At 71.7% G+C, this 15,498-nt stretch carries 8 protein-coding genes; 2 read left to right on the top strand and 6 right to left on the bottom strand.

Annotated features, from left to right (window positions below):
* Positions 1-211: 211 nt before the first annotated feature.
* On the bottom strand, positions 212-3,745 hold the full coding sequence (gene mfd, locus F3T56_RS31175; protein ID WP_149828693.1) for a transcription-repair coupling factor: 3,534 nt from the start codon (positions 3,743-3,745) through the stop codon (positions 212-214).
* Between the two features lie 506 nt (positions 3,746-4,251).
* On the opposite strand from mfd, the gene F3T56_RS31165 reads away from it, so the two are divergent.
* Positions 4,252-5,694: a DUF2079 domain-containing protein gene (locus F3T56_RS31165; protein WP_149828691.1), complete on the top strand. Its 1,443-nt coding sequence runs from the start codon at positions 4,252-4,254 to the stop codon at positions 5,692-5,694.
* Between the two features lie 149 nt (positions 5,695-5,843).
* Here F3T56_RS31165 and F3T56_RS31160 read toward each other — a convergent pair whose 3' ends face one another.
* Together F3T56_RS31160 and F3T56_RS31155 are read right to left on the bottom strand one after the other, a co-directional pair.
* Entirely contained in the window at positions 5,844-8,423 is a 2,580-nt protein-coding gene (locus F3T56_RS31160) for an ABC transporter permease (RefSeq protein WP_149828690.1), read from the bottom strand.
* The gene (locus tag F3T56_RS31155) at positions 8,420-9,208 is read right to left on the bottom strand and encodes an ABC transporter ATP-binding protein (RefSeq protein ID WP_149828689.1); all 789 of its coding nucleotides are present in this window, start codon (positions 9,206-9,208) and stop codon (positions 8,420-8,422) included. The genes F3T56_RS31160 and F3T56_RS31155 overlap by 4 nt, the downstream gene beginning before the upstream one ends.
* A gap of 402 nt (positions 9,209-9,610) precedes the next feature.
* On the opposite strand from F3T56_RS31155, the gene F3T56_RS31150 reads away from it, so the two are divergent.
* A complete protein-coding gene (locus F3T56_RS31150) occupies positions 9,611-11,104 on the top strand; it encodes an MFS transporter (RefSeq protein WP_149828688.1) in 1,494 nt (497 codons plus the stop codon).
* Positions 11,105-11,136: 32 nt separating this feature from the next.
* Here the strand turns inward: F3T56_RS31150 and F3T56_RS31145 are convergent, their stop codons facing one another.
* The 3 genes from F3T56_RS31145 to F3T56_RS31135 all read right to left on the bottom strand — a co-directional run bounded on the left by F3T56_RS31145 (position 11,137) and on the right by F3T56_RS31135 (position 15,493).
* Positions 11,137-11,373, bottom strand: a complete 237-nt coding sequence (locus F3T56_RS31145; protein WP_149828687.1) for a hypothetical protein — start codon at positions 11,371-11,373, stop codon at positions 11,137-11,139.
* Positions 11,374-11,434: 61 nt separating this feature from the next.
* Positions 11,435-12,331: a cellulose-binding protein gene (locus tag F3T56_RS31140; RefSeq protein WP_149828686.1), complete on the bottom strand. Its 897-nt coding sequence runs from the start codon at positions 12,329-12,331 to the stop codon at positions 11,435-11,437.
* A gap of 198 nt (positions 12,332-12,529) precedes the next feature.
* Positions 12,530-15,493 (bottom strand): SUKH-4 family immunity protein, encoded by a 2,964-nt coding sequence (locus F3T56_RS31135; protein WP_149828685.1) that lies wholly within the window; start codon positions 15,491-15,493, stop codon positions 12,530-12,532.
* Between the last annotated feature and the right edge of the window lie 5 nt (positions 15,494-15,498).

The raw sequence follows: 15,498 nt of genomic DNA, 5'->3' as shown, positions 1-15,498 counted from the left end.
TCATGCGGAGCCGCCGGCCGATCCCGTAGGCACCCAGCAACTGGCAGCTGAGTCTCGGCGATTGCCGGCTATGCCCCAGGAACGGCCGCGTTGACGGCACACCCACTGAGACTGCCAATCGCCGAGCGCCTGCGGCCCCCGCAAGCCCGAGTGCCCGCAGCCGGGCCCCGCGAGGCCCCGGTGCCCGCTGCCGGGGCCGCAAGCACCCCCCTTACGACCCCAGAATCGAAGCCAAGAACTCCCCCGTCCACCCCAGCAGCTCCCGCCCGACCAGCGGCTTTCCGCCCACTTTCGCCGTCTTCGGGCGAGGCACCAGCACCTGGTGCGCCGCCGGCTTGATGACGGTGCCGGGGTACAGCCGCTTGAGGCGCAGCTCCTGCGACTCGCGCAGCTCCACCGGTGCGAAGCGGATGTTGTTGCCCTGGAGGACGATCTCGCCGACGCCGCAGGCGCGGGCGAGCATGCGCAGGCCGGCCACGAGCAGCAGGTTCTCGACCGGTTCGGGCAACTTGCCGTAGCGGTCGACGAGTTCCTCGCGTACGGCGGTGACGTCGGCCTCGGAGTTGACGGAGGCGATGGCGCGGTACGCCTGGAGGCGGAGCCGCTCGCCGGGAGCGTAGTCGTGGGGGACGTGCGCGTCGACGGGCAGTTCGATCTTGACCTCGAGCGGCGGCTCTTCCTCGATCTCGCCGGTCTCCAGCTGGCGGCGATAGTCCGCGACCGCCTCGCCGACCATCCGTACGTACAGGTCGAAGCCGACGCCCGCGATGTGGCCGGACTGTTCGCCGCCCAGCAGGTTGCCCGCGCCGCGGATCTCCAGGTCCTTCATCGCCACGTACATGCCCGCGCCCATCTCCGTGTGCTGGGCGATCGTCGCGAGGCGTTCGTGGGCCGTCTCCGTCAGCGGCTTTTCCGGCGGGTAGAGGAAGTACGCGTATCCGCGCTCACGGCCTCGCCCCACACGCCCCCGCAACTGATGCAGCTGCGACAGGCCGAAGTTGTCGCCGCGCTCCACGATCAGTGTGTTGGCGTTGGAGATGTCGATGCCGGACTCGACGATCGTCGTCGAGACGAGGACGTCGAACTTCTTCTCCCAGAAGTCGACTACGACCTGTTCCAGCACCTGCTCCGACATCTGGCCGTGGGCGGTCGCGATGCGTGCCTCGGGAACGATCTCCCGCAGTCGCGCCGCCGCCCGGTCGATCGATTCGACGCGGTTGTGGATGTAGAAGACCTGGCCCTCCCGGAGCAACTCCCTGCGGATCGCCGCGCCGATCTGCTTCTCCTCGTACGGGCCGACGAAGGTCAGGACCGGGTGGCGCTCCTCCGGGGGTGTCGTGATCGTCGACATCTCCCGGATGCCCGTGACCGCCATCTCCAGGGTCCGAGGGATCGGGGTCGCCGACATCGTCAGCACGTCCACGTTGGCGCGCAGCTTCTTCAGCTGCTCCTTGTGTTCGACGCCGAAGCGCTGCTCCTCGTCGACGATGACCAGGCCCAGGTCCTTGAACTTGGTCTCCGCGGAGAACAGTCGGTGCGTACCGATGACGATGTCGACGCCACCCTCGCGCAGACCCTCCAGCGTGGCCTTCGCCTCGGTGTCCGTCTGGAAGCGCGACAGCGCCTTCACTCTGACCGGGAACTGGGAGTAGCGCTCGCTGAACGTGCCGAAGTGCTGCTGCACCAGCAGGGTCGTGGGGACGAGGACGGCGACCTGCTTGCCGTCCTGGACGGCCTTGAAGGCGGCCCGGACCGCGATCTCCGTCTTGCCGTAGCCCACGTCGCCGCAGATCAGGCGGTCCATCGGGACGGTCTTCTCCATGTCCTCCTTGACCTCGGCGATCGTGGTCAGCTGGTCGGGCGTCTCGGCGTACGGGAAGGCGTCCTCCAGTTCGCGCTGCCAGGGGGTGTCGGAGCCGAAGGCGTGTCCGGGGGCCGCCATGCGGGCGCTGTAGAGCCTGATCAGGTCTGCGGCGATCTCCTTGACTGCCTTCTTCGCGCGCGCCTTCGTCTTCGTCCAGTCGGCGCCGCCGAGGCGGTGGAGCGTGGGGGCCTCGCCGCCCACGTACTTGGTGATCTGCTCCAGCTGGTCGGTCGGGATGTAGAGGCGGTCGCCGGGCTGGCCGCGCTTGGCGGGGGCGTACTCCACGACCAGGTACTCGCGGGTCGCGCCCTGCACGGTCCGCTGGACCATCTCGATGTAGCGGCCGACGCCGTGCTGCTCGTGGACGATGTGGTCGCCCGGTTCGAGGGTGAGCGGGTCGATGGTCTTGCGGCGGCGGGCGGGCATGCGCGCGCCGTCCTTGCCGGCCGCCTTCTGGCCGGAGAGGTCGGTCTCGGTGAGGACGGCCAGCTTCAGTCCCGGGTCCACGAAGCCGTGGTCGATCGAGCCGCACGCCACGTGCACGACCGACGGGGAGATCTCCTCCAGGTCGGCCTCCAGACGGGCGGCGATGCCCTCGCCGCCCAGCACCTCGACCGTACGGGCGGCCGGGCCGTGGCCCTCGGTCACGAACACCGTGCGCCAGCCGTCGGCGAGCCAGCCCTTGGTGTCGGCCAGCGCTTTGGCCGTGTCGCCTCGGTAGGTCTCCGGCGCGTGCATGCCGAGTTTGAGAGTGTCCGCGTCGAGCTCTTCGTCCGCCGCGAACGGGGACACCGACCACCACATCATGTCCAGCTCGCGCGCCCGGTCCCGGACGTCCGCGATCGACCACAGGGAGGCCGCGCCGACGTCGATGGGCGCCTCGCCGCCACCCGCCGTGGCCGCCCAGGACGCGTGCAGGAACTCCTGCGACGTGGCCACCAGGTCCGACGCGCGCGTGCGCACCCGCTCCGGGTCGCACACGACGGCCATCGCGCCCTTCGGGAGTACGTCGATCAGCAGCTCCATGTCGTCGACGAGTACCGGAGCGAGGGATTCCATGCCTTCCACGGCGATGCCCTCGGCGATCTTGCCGAGGAGTTCGCCGAGTTCGGGGTGGCGTTCGGCGAGGGCACGCGCGCGTGCGCGTACGTCGTCCGTCAACAACAGCTCACGGCAGGGCGGGGCCCACAGCCCGTGCTCGGCGACCTCCAGCGACCGCTGGTCGGCGACCTTGAAGTACCGGATCTCCTCGATGTCGTCGCCCCAGAACTCCACCCGAAGGGGGTGTTCCTCGGTCGGCGGGAACACGTCGAGGATGCCGCCGCGTACGGCGAACTCGCCGCGCTTCTCGACCAGTTCGACCCGGGAGTACGCGGCCGCCGCCAGCGCCTCGACCGTCCGGTTCAGGTCGGCGGTCCCGCCCGTGCGCAACGCCACCGGCTCCAGGTCGCCGAGGCCCTTGACCTGGGGCTGGAGGACCGAGCGGACGGGGGCGACGACCACCGAAACGGGGCCGGTCTCCGGGTCGTCGGGGCTCGGGTGGGTCAGGCGGCGCAGGACAGCGAGACGGCGGCCTACGGTGTCGCTGCGCGGGCTGAGCCGTTCGTGCGGGAGCGTCTCCCATGCCGGGTAGTCCACAACGCCCTCCGGGGGGAGGAGGGAGCGGAGGGCTGCCGCCAGGTCCTCGGCCTCGCGGCCCGTCGCCGTCACGGCCAGTACGGGGCGGGCGGCGTCCCGGGCGAGCGCGGCCACCGCGAAGGGGCGGGCCGCCGGGGGTCCGACCAGGTCGATGTGGGTGCGGTTGCCGTCGGCTGCCGCCCTGATCGCTTCCGCGAGGGGGGCGTCCTTGACTACGGCGTCGAGCAGACCGTGGAGGCTCATGTAGGGCGATTCCCGTCCGGGGGCATGGGGGGGTGGGTAGTCGGTGTGGGCTGGGTGGGCCGGGGCTGACTGGGCATGGGCTGAGCTGGGGTGGGGCAACGCGAATGCCCGACCTCGTGGGACGGGCCGGGGGTGTCCAGGGTACGACGGCGGTGTGGGTGGGTGTGGGGGCTGTGGATAACCGTGAGGTGGGTCTGGGAGGGGCTTGGAGGATCTCGCCCCCCGCCGCCCCTGCCCTCCCCCACTCTCGGCTTCGCTCGAGCGGGGGGACCCCCATCATCACCAGGGGCTGCTGCCCCTTCGACCCCGCTTCTGGGGGCTGCCGCCCCAGGCCCCCGCTGGGGGTCATGGGGTGGCTGCGGTCAGTTGGTTCGTAACGGTCGTATGTGGTTTCTCGCGCAGTTCCCCGCGCCCCTGGCAGACACCGGTACGCGGCCTCGTTCACCAGGCGCGGCCTAACCTGAAGGGCGCCCGCCGCCCCTGCCCCCACCCGAACGCGAGCCCCGATGTCCCCGACCGCTCCGTCGCCCACTCCCCTCATACCCGCGCAGGTCACGGCCTCGGGCTCTGACTCGGTCCGTGACCTGCGGCGGTTCCTCCCCGCCCGGCGCGATCCGTACGTGCTCGCCGTCGGGCTCTTCGTGGCGTACGTGGCGGTGTCGGTCGGGCGGTATCGGCATATGGGTACGCGGTCGTGGGACCTGGGGATATTCGAGCAGGCGGTATGGGCGTACGCGCACTTTCGGGCGCCGGTCGTCGATCTGAAGGGGCCCGGGTTCAATGTGCTCGGTGATCACTTCAGCCCGGTCACCGCCCTGCTCGCCCCCTTCTACCGGCTCTTCCCCTCGCCCGTCACGCTGCTGGTGGCGCAGGCGGCGCTGTTCGCGTTGTCGGCGGTGCCGGTGACGCGGGTCGCGGCGCGGATGCTGGGGCGGGCGCGTGGGCTGGCGGTCGGGGTGGCGTACGGGCTGTCGTGGGGGCTGCAGCGGGCGGTGGACTTCGACTTCCACGAGATCTGCTTCGCGGTTCCGCTGATCGCGTTCTCGCTGGAGGCGCTGCTGACGCGCCGGTGGCGCGCGGCGCTGCTCTGGGCGCTCCCGCTGGTGCTGGTCAAGGAGGACCTGGGGCTGACGACGGCGGCTCTCGCGGTCGTGGTCGCGCTACGGTCCCGGCGAAACGGTTCGCCCCGGGCCGTCCCGTACGCCATCGCCGTGGTCTCCTTCGGCGCGGTCGCGGCGCTGCTCACCTTCGCCATGATCATCCCGGCGTTCAACTCCACCGGCGGCTACGACTACTGGACCAAGGTCGGCGAGGCCGGCCCGCTCGACGGCGCGGACACCAAGATCCGCACGCTGCTGTGGCTGCTGGTGCCGACGAGCGGGCTGCTGGCCTTGCGCTCGCCGATCCTCATCGCCGCTCTCCCCACCCTCGGCTGGCGCTTCCTCTCCTCCGACGACCACTACTGGGGCACGGACTGGCACTACAGCGCCGTCCTGATGCCGATCGTCACCCTCGCCCTCGTCGACGCGCTGCCCGCCGCCCGCCACAGCGCCCGCCCGTGGCTGCGCTCGTACGCGTTCCATCTGCCCGCCGCCGTCGCCGCGGCCGCGCTGGCGCTGACGACCTCGCTGCCGCTGTCCGCGCTGACCGAGGCCGGCGCCTACCGCGTCCCGGAAAGGGTCAGAGCTGTCGAGAAGCTCCTTGACACCATCCCGGACGGCGCCACCGTCGAGTCCAACGTCGGCCCCATCAGCCGCCTCACCTCCCGCTGCCGCGTCTTCTGGATCGGCCGCGCCAAGGGACTCACCCCGGACTACATCGTCTTCAACAACTCCTCGCGGTGGGTGAAGGACGTCCCGGGGTACGCCCGTCAGCTGCATCCGCGCGCCCAGTACGAGCTCAAGGGCCTGGTCCAGGGGTACGTGCTGCTGAAACGAACCTCCCCTTGAGTCGGCCGCCGCGCAGCTCCTTGAGTCGTACGCCCCCTTTGAAACGTACGTCCCCTTGAAGCGGTGGAACCCGGCGCCGGGAAGTGTCGACTTCCCGGCGCCGGGCTCTCCCCCGGTTCCCCCGTGGCCCATGGCCACTTACTCGACGGCTACTCGGTGGCGATCGCGTTCAGCACGTTCATCCGACCCGCCCGGAACGCCGGCACCAGGGCCGCGAACAGGCCCACGAAGGCCGAGCCGAGGAAGACCCCGGTGATCGTCGGCCAGGGGATGTCGAGGACGTTCAGGCCCTCCAGGGCGAGGAGTTGCTGGGCGGTGGCGCCCCAGCCCATCCCCAGGCCCAGGCCGAGCAGCGCGCCGAAGAGGGCGATCACAACCGACTCCAGGCGGATCATGCGACGCAGCTGGCGGCGCGAGAGGCCGATCGCCCGCATGAGGCCGATCTCGCGCGTCCGCTCGACGACCGACAGGGCCAGGGTGTTCACGACGCCCAGGACCGCGACGATGATCGCGAGGGCCAGCAGGCCGTAGATCATGTTGAGCAGCTGGTCGATCTGGCCCTTCAGGGCCTCCTTGTAGTCGGTCTGGTCGCGGACCTTGTACTGCGGATAGTCGTGCAGCGCGTCCTTGAGGGACTTGTACGCCGCCGCCTCCTGGCCCTCCTTCGCCGAGGCGAACAGGAGCTGGTCGAGCGGCATCTTGTCGGCGGGGACGTACTTGGCCATGGTGTCGATGGCCGTGTACATGGCCCCCTGGTCGATGACGACCTCGCTGCTGGTGATGGCCCGCACGGTCAGCTGGGCCGTGGTGCCGCCCTGGAAGGCGACGGCGATCTTGGAGCCGAGTTCGATGCCGTGGTCCTTGGCGAACTCCTCGTGGACGGACATCGAGTCGGGCTTGTAGGCGTCCGTGAGCTTGCCGGCGACGGTCTCGGTGGCGAGGTCCGTGGCGTAGCCCGGGTCGGCGGCGGTGATCGCCGTCTTCTCGAGCGTCTCGCCGTCGGGGGTGGTGAAGTCGGCCCGGGTCCACTTGTACTCGGTGATGCGCTCAATGCCCCGCGCGGACTTCGCGGCCTCGACCGCCTGCGGGGTGAGGGGCTCGCCCCGGTCGTTCTGGATGATGAAGTCCGTGCCGACGGTCTTGTCGAGCTGCTGCGTGGCCGAGGCGACCATCGAAGAACCGACGACCGACAGACAGGCGACGAGGGCGAGGCCGATCATCAGGGCGGCGCCCGTGGCTCCCGTACGGCGCGGGTTGCGCAGTGCGTTGCGTTCGGCCATCCGTCCGACGGGGCCGAAGATCCGTAGGACCAGCGCGCCCAGCACCCGGACCACGGCGCCCGCGAGGAGCGGGCCGATGACGACGAAGCCGATGAGGGACAGGACGACACCGCCGCCCAGCCACATCGAGCCCTCGCTCGCCTTGTCGGCGGCGGACGCGAGGTACAGGCAGTAGCCGCCGGCGCCGGTCAGGAGCAGGCCGATCGCGGCCCGTACGACACCGGCCTTGACGTCCAGCGGGGCGCCGGAGTCGCGCAGGGCGGCCATCGGGGAGACCTTGCCGGCGCGCCGGGCCGGGACGTACGCGGCGAGGACGGTCACGACGACGCCGAGGAGCAGGCCGACCCCCGGAGTGGTCCAGGCGACGGTGAGGTCGTCGGTGGACAGGTTCATGCCGGTGGCGCCCATGAGCTTCATCAGGCCGATGGCGAGGCCGACGCCCGCGCCGACGCCGAGGACCGAGCCGAAGACGCCGAGCAGCAGCGCCTCGACGAGCACGGACCGGTTGACCTGGCCGCGGCTGGAGCCGATTGCCCGCATCAGGCCGATCTCACGGGTCCGCTGGGCGACCAGCATCGAGAAGGTGTTGATGATCAGGAAGATGCCGACGAGGAAGGCGATCCCGGCGAAGCCGAGCATCGCGTACTTCATCACGCCCATGAACTCGCCGACGTCCTTGGCGTTGGCGTCCGCGACCTCCTTGGCGGTCTGCACCTTGTAGGCGCCGCCCAGTTCGGCGGCGATGTTCTTCTTCACCTGGGCGTCCGTGAAGCCGGCCGCGGCGGTGATGTTGACGTTGGTGTACACGCCGGTCTCGCCGACGAGGGTCTTCTGGGCGGTGGCGGTGTCGAGGTAGAAGATCGCGGCGCCGGGGTTGGTGACCTGGAACTCGGCGGTGCCGGAGACCTCGGCCTTGTGCGTGCCGACGGCCGTGATGACACCGATCTCGTCGCCGAGCTTCAGTCCGTGCTTGTCGGCGGTGTCGGCGTCGACCATGATCTGGTCCGGTCCGCGCGGGGCGTTCCCGGAGGCGATCTTCATGGTGCGGGCGTCGTTGGCGTTCCAGTTGCCGACGATGGTCGGGGCGCCGCTGGTGGGCGAGAGGCTGTCCTTGTCGGCGTCGACGACCGTCACCGAGGTCGAGAAGACCGTGCCCTCGGCGGACTTGACGCCCTCCGCGCCGCCCACCTTGTCGAGGACGGAGGCGGGCATGACCGGCGGCTTGCCGTTGTCGGCCTGGGTCTCACCGGTGTCCGAGGCGTCTTTGGCGCTGACCGTGACGTCGGAGGCGGTGGCCGCGAACAGCTTGTCGAACGTCGTGCCCATCGTGTCGGTGAACACCAGCGTGCCGCACACGAACGCCACCGACAGCATGACCCCGATGGCCGACAGGGCCATCCGTCCCTTGTGCGCGAAGAAGTTGCGCATCGAGGTCTTCATGACGCTCATGACGTACGCCCCCGGGCGTCGAAGTCCTTCATACGGTCCAGGACGGTGTCCGCGGTCGGCTTGTACATCTCGTCGACGATCCGCCCGTCGGCCAGGTACAGCACACGGTCCGCGTACGAGGCGGCCACGGGATCGTGGGTGACCATGACGATGGTCTGCCCGAGCTCGTCGACGGACCGCCGCAGGAAGCCGAGCACCTCCGCACCCGCCCGCGAGTCCAGGTTCCCGGTCGGCTCGTCACCGAAGATGATCTCCGGCCGGGCCGCCAGCGCCCGCGCCACGGCGACGCGCTGCTGCTGACCGCCGGAGAGCTGGGTGGGCCGGTGCCCCAGCCGGTCGGAGAGCCCGACCGTGTCCACGACCCGCCCCAGCCACTGCTTGTCCGGCTTCCGCCCGGCGATGTCCATGGGCAGGGTGATGTTCTCTATCGCGTTCAGCGTCGGCAGCAGGTTGAACGCCTGGAAGATGAACCCGATCCGGTCCCGGCGCAGCCGCGTGAGCTTCTTGTCCTTCAGCCCGGTGATCTCGGTGTCGTCCAGGTAGATCTGACCGCTCGTCACGGTGTCGAGCCCGGCGAGGCAGTGCATGAGGGTGGACTTCCCGGACCCCGAAGGACCCATGATCGCGGTGAACTGCCCCCGCGCGATGTCCACGTCCACCTCGTCGAGGGCGACGACACGGGTCTCCCCGGACCCGTACGCCTTCACGACCTGCCGCGCCCGCGCGGCAACGGCCGTAGTCCCTCCAGTACCCCCGTGCCTGGTGATGGTCACAGCCGATGTCACGGTATGTCTCCTAAGTCGGTCAGCAGATGGTTCTGCTGTGCGGCAGTTCTGGAATGGCTCGCTGCGGTACGTCGATGAGTCTGGTCCGCGACGGGAGTCCGGCGCGCTGGTGCGCGACCCCGTCTTCCCCTGGGGAAAACCCCACCCCCGTCGATCCGGTGAGCCGCCCCCCAGCGGCGTAAAGCCAGGTTAAGGAGATGACCGGTGGCATCTCGTCCTCCGCCGGTACGAGCCCTCCCCGAGCCGTATGGCGGAGCTACCCCTAGGGGATCTCGCCCGCCGGAACGAGCCCGTCTCGGGGTCCGCGTCCTCCTTCCGGCCCACTCAGGTTGCACCCTGCCGCCACGTGAGGCTCAAGTGGCATGGTGTTCCAGGCAGATAGATGCAAGGGAAAGGAATGCGGTGGGCGACACGCGACCCGCGATACGCGACACGGCACAGCGCACCGGAACCGGCAAGCGAAGAGCCGTCGCGGCCGCCCTCATGCTGGCCATGGGGCTGGCCGCGCTGGACTCCACGATCGTCTCGACCGCCGTACCGCAGATCGTCGCGGACCTCGGCGGTTTCTCCGTCTTCTCCTGGCTGTTCTCGGGCTATCTGCTCGCGGTGACGGTCACCCTCCCGGTCTACGGCAAGCTCTCCGACACCTTCGGCCGCAAGCCGGTGCTGATCGCGGGTGCGGTCCTGTTCCTGCTGGGCTCGCTGCTCTGCGCGCTGGCCTGGAACATGGCGTCCCTGATCGCCTTCCGTGTCGTGCAGGGTCTGGGCGGCGGGGCGCTGCAGGGCACGGTGCAGACGCTGGCGGCCGACCTCTACCCCCTGGAGGAGCGCCCCAAGATCCAGTCCAAGCTGTCCACGGTGTGGGCGGTGTCCGCGGTGGCCGGTCCGGGGGTGGGCGGCGTGCTGGCCGCGTACGCCGACTGGCGCTGGATCTTCCTCATCAACCTCCCGCTCGGCGCGGCGGCGCTGTGGCTGCTGGTCCGTCATCTGCACGAGCCGCGGCGGGAGTCGACGAGCCGGCCGCGTATCGACTGGGCCGGCGCCCTGACGATCTTCGCCTGCGGAGGCGCCCTGCTGACGGCGCTGGTGCAGGGCGGGGTGGCCTGGGACTGGCTCTCCTGGCCCTCGCTGACCCTGCTGGGCACGGGGGTCGCCCTGATCGCGGCCCTGGTGCTCATCGAGCGCCGGGCCGCCGAACCGATCATCCCCGGCTGGGTGTGGCGCCGGCGCACGATCGCGGCGGTGAACCTGTCGCTCGGCGCGCTGGGCCTGCTGATGGTCGCGCCCACGGTCTTCCTCGCGACCTACGCCCAGTCGGTGCTGGGCCTGGCGCCGGTGGCCGCCGGATTCGTGGTCTCCATCTGGACGTTGAGCTGGCCGGTGTCAGCGGCCTTCAGCCAGCACGTCTACCGCCGCATCGGCTTCCGCGACACGGCCCTCCTGGGCATGGCGGGGGCGGCAGCACTCCTGTTCGCCTTCCCGTTCCTCCCCTATCCGGGCGAGGCCTGGCAGCCGACGTTGCTGATGCTCCTCCTCGGCGCCGCCCTGGGCCTCTTCCAACTCCCCCTGATCGTGGGCGTCCAGTCGACGGTGGAGTGGGAGGAGCGCGGCACCGCCACCGCGTCCATCCTCTTCTGCCGCCAGACCGGCCAGACCCTGGGCGCGGCGGCCTTCGGCGCGGTCGCGAACGGCGTCCTGGCATCCCGGCTCGGCGGCGCGGGCGACCTGGACTCGGTGACTCACGCCCTCGACTCCGGTACCGCCGCCGAGCCGGTACGCCGGGCGGTCGCGGACGCGGTCCACGCGGTGTATCTGGGCGCGGCGTGCGCGGCGGCGGTGGCGTTCGTGGTGCTGCTGATGGTCGCGCCGCGGAGGTTTCCGGTCCTGAAGGACTGAGCCGCGCGCGACCGGCCGGGACGTGACCCACCTCAACCCGAGGCCGCAGCTCGCGGTACCTCGCGGACAGCAGCGGGACCGAGGTGTTCGACGACTCCGTGTCCCGGCTCGTGCTGGTAGGGCAGCTGGCCCAGGAACGACGTCACGATCACCTCGGTGACACCAGGAACCCCGCGTCCCAGCTGCCGCTCCAGGAACCCGAGCGTCGCGCGCCAGTCGGGCGCCTCGGGATCCTCATCCAGGTAGGAGTCGACGACGGCTGGTGTCACGTCCAGCCCGAAGAAGACATGCGGTAGCGGCTCGCCGTGGTTCTCGACGTGTACTTTCCGGCTACTCGCCCGGAGCGTTGCCCGTCAGTGCCGACAGGCTCGCGCGTACACAGTCCATCTGGGCCTGCAACTCGTCCGAGCGGTCCCCGTGTTCGCGCAGGATCCGTTCGGTCTCGCGCATGAGGCGTTCCTCGCACATGCGGGCCTCCGCGATCAGTTCGCAGGCGCGGGCCTCGGCCTCGGCCTGGATCTGTGCCGCGGATCCCGCGGAGTCGGCGAGGACGCGTTCCGCCTCGGCGACGGCGGCCTGGGCGTGGGCGACGCGTTCCGCGTAGTGGGCCTCGAACAGGGCCTCGCGCCCGGCGATGTCGCGCTCGATGTCGGCGACACGCTCGGCGTACTCCCTGTCCAGCTCGGCGAGCATCCCCTCGGTGCGCTCCCGTACCTCCCGCAGCGCGGCCAGGGCCTCACCCCGGCCCTCCTTCACCGCGCGCCGCGCGCCGATCCGCAGGTCGTCGGCCTCGGCCTGGGCGGCCAGCAACCGGTGCCGGGCCCGCTCGTCGGCCTCGCCGCGCACCTCGTCGGCGTACGCCTGCGCGGCCTGAAGCATCCGCCGCCCGGCCTCCGCCGCCTCCTCGACGATCCGCCGGGCCTCCTCGCGCCCGCCCTCGCGCACCGCCCCGGCCTCCTCGACCCCGAGTTCGAACAGCTCGCGGGCCCGGCCGCCGAGCGCCTCGTACGTCTGCGGGGGCAGCCCGGCGACCGTCTCGCGCAGCCGGGCCAGTTCCGCGGCCATGTCCTTGGCCAGCACGGTCAGCCGGGCGGCCCGCTCCCAGGCGGCGTCACGGTCCTGCGAGAGCGCCACCGCGCAGGCGTAGACCTGGTCGGGGCGGTAACCACGCCGTACGACGTCGAAGTCGGAGTCGAAACCGGGGGGCGCCGTCGGTGCGCTGCTCATGCTGGACCCTCTCCGCCGGACGCACACGAAATGATGATTTCGCGCACATCTTGATGTATCGGACAGAAGTGTTCATAACGCGACACTCCGTACGAGGCCATGGGCAACAAGAACAGAGAAAGGGACTGGGCCCGGTTCTACGACCGGGCCCAGTCCCTGTTGCCTTCCCACACCACCGTCAGCGACGACGGCCGCGCCTCACAGCAATCCGTCCCACATCTGCTCCAGCAGCACCGACCACCAGCTCTCCGGCGACGCCAGCGCCGCCGGGTCTAGGGCGGCGAGCTGGGCCTGGAAATCGACGGTCCAGCGGCCCGCCTGCTCCTGGTTCAGACCGAAGCGAAGCCGCCACATCCGGCCCAGCAGAGCCAGGCAGCGCGCGAACTCGGGCAGGCCCGTGTTCACGAACTGCGGAGGTACGGGCGCACCGCCCGGCCCCGCCTCCACGGGTACGGCCACGATGTTCGCCGTGCCGTACTGCACACACAGCGCCTTGCCGAAGTCGCTGCCCATGACGAGGTACGAGCCCGCGTCGGCCCCCGGCTGCACACCCCGCTCCTGCGCCAGCTCCGCCAGCGTCGGCACCGGACGGCCCGGCTGGGCCTGCGCCCAGAAGAACGGCCCCATGTCCACCGGCAGCCCAGCCACGACCAGCGTGTGCGCCACGATCGGCGGAACACCCTGCCGCGACACCGCCTGCTGGTCGAACCGGAACACCCCCGGCCCGAACACCGCCGCCAGCTCCTGCCCGATCGCCTCCGGCGGAATCGGCGGCGCCGGCTGCACCGGCACCAACGGCGCACGCACCGGCGCGGGCCGCGCCGGACCGTCCGCCACCTGGTGCAACTCACCCTGATGCGCGAGGAGTTGAGCCATACCCTGCTGCCGGCTCGCGTGGTCCTTGCCGTACGGGGCGATGGACGTGATGCGCGCGTTCGGCCACTGCTCGCGAATCATCCGCGCACAGTACGCACCCGGCAGCTCGCACGACTCCAGCTCCGTGTGCAGTTCGAGAACCGCCTCCGGCGGAATGTTCATGCCGCGCAGCTCATGGAAGATCTGCCACTCCGGGTGCGGCGTACCCGGCGCGGACCGCCGGATCACCTGCTGCTCGGAGCCGTCGGGCGCGCGATAGCGCAGTACGGCCTGGTAGCCCGGGCCGACGGTCGGCTGACCGGCGGGCGGCTGCGGGTAGCCGTACGCGGGAGGCGCCCCCATCCCCACCGGCGGCTGGCCCCGCATCCCCTGCGGAGCACCCGGCGGCATCCCCGGCGGGCCGGGCGGCTGCGGGGCACCGGGCGCGCCGGGGCCGCCGACCGGAGGCCCGGCCAGCATCGTCTCGGCGTGGTGTACGGGACCGGGGGCACCCGGCGGTGTCCCCGGCTGCCCAGGAGCGCCGGGCGCACCCGGGCCGCCCACCGCGGGACCGGCCAACATGGTCGCCTCGTGATGCACACCACCCGCAGGCGTACCCCCGGGCCGATGCGGCGCGCCAGGAGCACCCGGCGCGCCCGGAGGACCGGGGGGAGCGGGCGGCTGACCCGGAGCCCCAGGAGGCCCCGGCGGCAGCGGCGCGCCCGGGCCGCCCACCGCGGGACCGGCCAACATGGTCGCCGCATGGTGCATACCACCCGCAGGCGTACCCCCGGGCGGATTCGGCGCACCAGGAGCACCCGGGACACCGGGAGCGCCGGGCTGACCGGGAGCGGGCGTACCCGGCCCGCCGGCCAGGCCCTCCGGCCCGTCCGGGCCGAGCGCCGAAACCAGCTGCGTAGGCACGTAACCACCCGCCGGGGTCCCCGGAGCACCGGGCCCGGACTGCGGCGCGGGCGTACCGCCCGGACGCGCGCCCGGCGTACCGGGAGTACCCGGCGGAGCCGGAGGCGGCGGCGTACCGGGACCACCGCTCCGGCCGCCCCGACGCGGAGGCGGCGCCGCCTTGCTGGTGGCGGCGTCGGCGATGTCACCGGCGTTGGGCGCGAGCGGACGACCCGGCGGCGTACCGGGACCGGACCCCTGCGGGCCACCCGCACCCTGCGGATAGCCGTACGAAGACGCGCCCGGCGGCGGAGTACCCGGCTGCCCGTGCGGCCCACCGGGCCCCTGCGGGTACCCGTACGAAGGCGCACCCGGCGGCGGAGTGCCCGGCCCGTGCGGCTGCTGCTGCGAAGGCCCGCCCGGCGCTCCCTGGTCGGGACCCGGGCCAGGACCGCCCACCGCGGGAGCCACCGTCGTACGCGGAAGCTGGCTGCCCCCGGAAATCAGCGCGGTCTTGGCGTCCGGCGCCGCGGTCGGCGGCGGGGTGTCGCGCTCCTCGTCCACGGACAGCGGCGGCGCGAACACCGTCTGCGGCAGCGGTACCGAACGGTCGTCCTCCGCCTCGGCGTTGGTGTCCGTACCGGCCCACGGAGTCGCCCCGGCGGGCACACCCGGCACCGCGTCGTGCGGCTCGCCGATGTCCCTGGGCGGCACCGCGTCCCGCACGTCGTCGTCCGCCGCCGCGGCGGCCGGCCACGGCGTCGCGTCGGCCGGAGTGACGGGCGTACCGGGCGCACCGGGCGCACCGGGTGTACCGGGCGTCATGGGTCCGGGCGGGGTCGCCGGACCCGGACCCGGCATTGTCTCGTGCATCGCCCCGGCACCCCCGGACACCCCATTGGCACCCGGGCCACCCGGGCCACCCAAGGAATCCGCGGCAGCGGCCGCGGCCGGACGGGCCCCGGCGCCATCGGACGCACCCGCCCCCGACCCCGACCCGGACCCCGACCCCGACCGGCGATCCGGAATCCCCAGCTTGTCCGCCGCGTCCTGCAACCACTCCGGCGGCGTCAGCAGGAACGACGTCTGGTTCAGATCCACCCGCGCCGGAGGCGCCGGAGGCGCGGCCTCCGGAGGTGCCTCCGTACGGCCGTACTCCTCCTCGTAACGGCGGATCACCTCACCCACCGGCAGCGCAGGCCACAGCGTGGCCTCCCCGCTGTCCCGGGCGATGACCAGCCGCTGCGCGCCGCCGTCGGAGCGCGGACCGTCCGCACGGTCCTCCGCCCACACCACGAACCCGAGTTCGAACTCCCGCACCCGCACCTCACGATGCTGGTACGCGGGCAGCTCCCCGTTGATCCACTCCTCGGCGCGCTCCTGCGCCTGAGCGAACGTCACCATCGAAA

Source organism: Streptomyces tailanensis, assembly GCF_008386495.1.
Classification (GTDB): domain Bacteria; phylum Actinomycetota; class Actinomycetes; order Streptomycetales; family Streptomycetaceae; genus Streptomyces; species Streptomyces tailanensis.
Note: the sequence above shows the minus strand (reverse complement) of the source record. Positions and strands in the feature narration are given on the sequence as shown.

Coding starts and splice junctions, on each gene's coding strand:
- F3T56_RS31135 (WP_149828685.1), bottom strand. CDS start 15,493: ATGGTGACGTTCGCTCAGGCGCAGGAGCGCGCCGAGGAGTGGATCAAC.
- mfd (WP_149828693.1), bottom strand. CDS start 3,745: ATGAGCCTCCACGGTCTGCTCGACGCCGTAGTCAAGGACGCCCCCCTC.
- F3T56_RS31140 (WP_149828686.1), bottom strand. CDS start 12,331: ATGAGCAGCGCACCGACGGCGCCCCCCGGTTTCGACTCCGACTTCGAC.
- F3T56_RS31165 (WP_149828691.1), top strand. CDS start 4,252: ATGTCCCCGACCGCTCCGTCGCCCACTCCCCTCATACCCGCGCAGGTC.
- F3T56_RS31160 (WP_149828690.1), bottom strand. CDS start 8,423: ATGAGCGTCATGAAGACCTCGATGCGCAACTTCTTCGCGCACAAGGGA.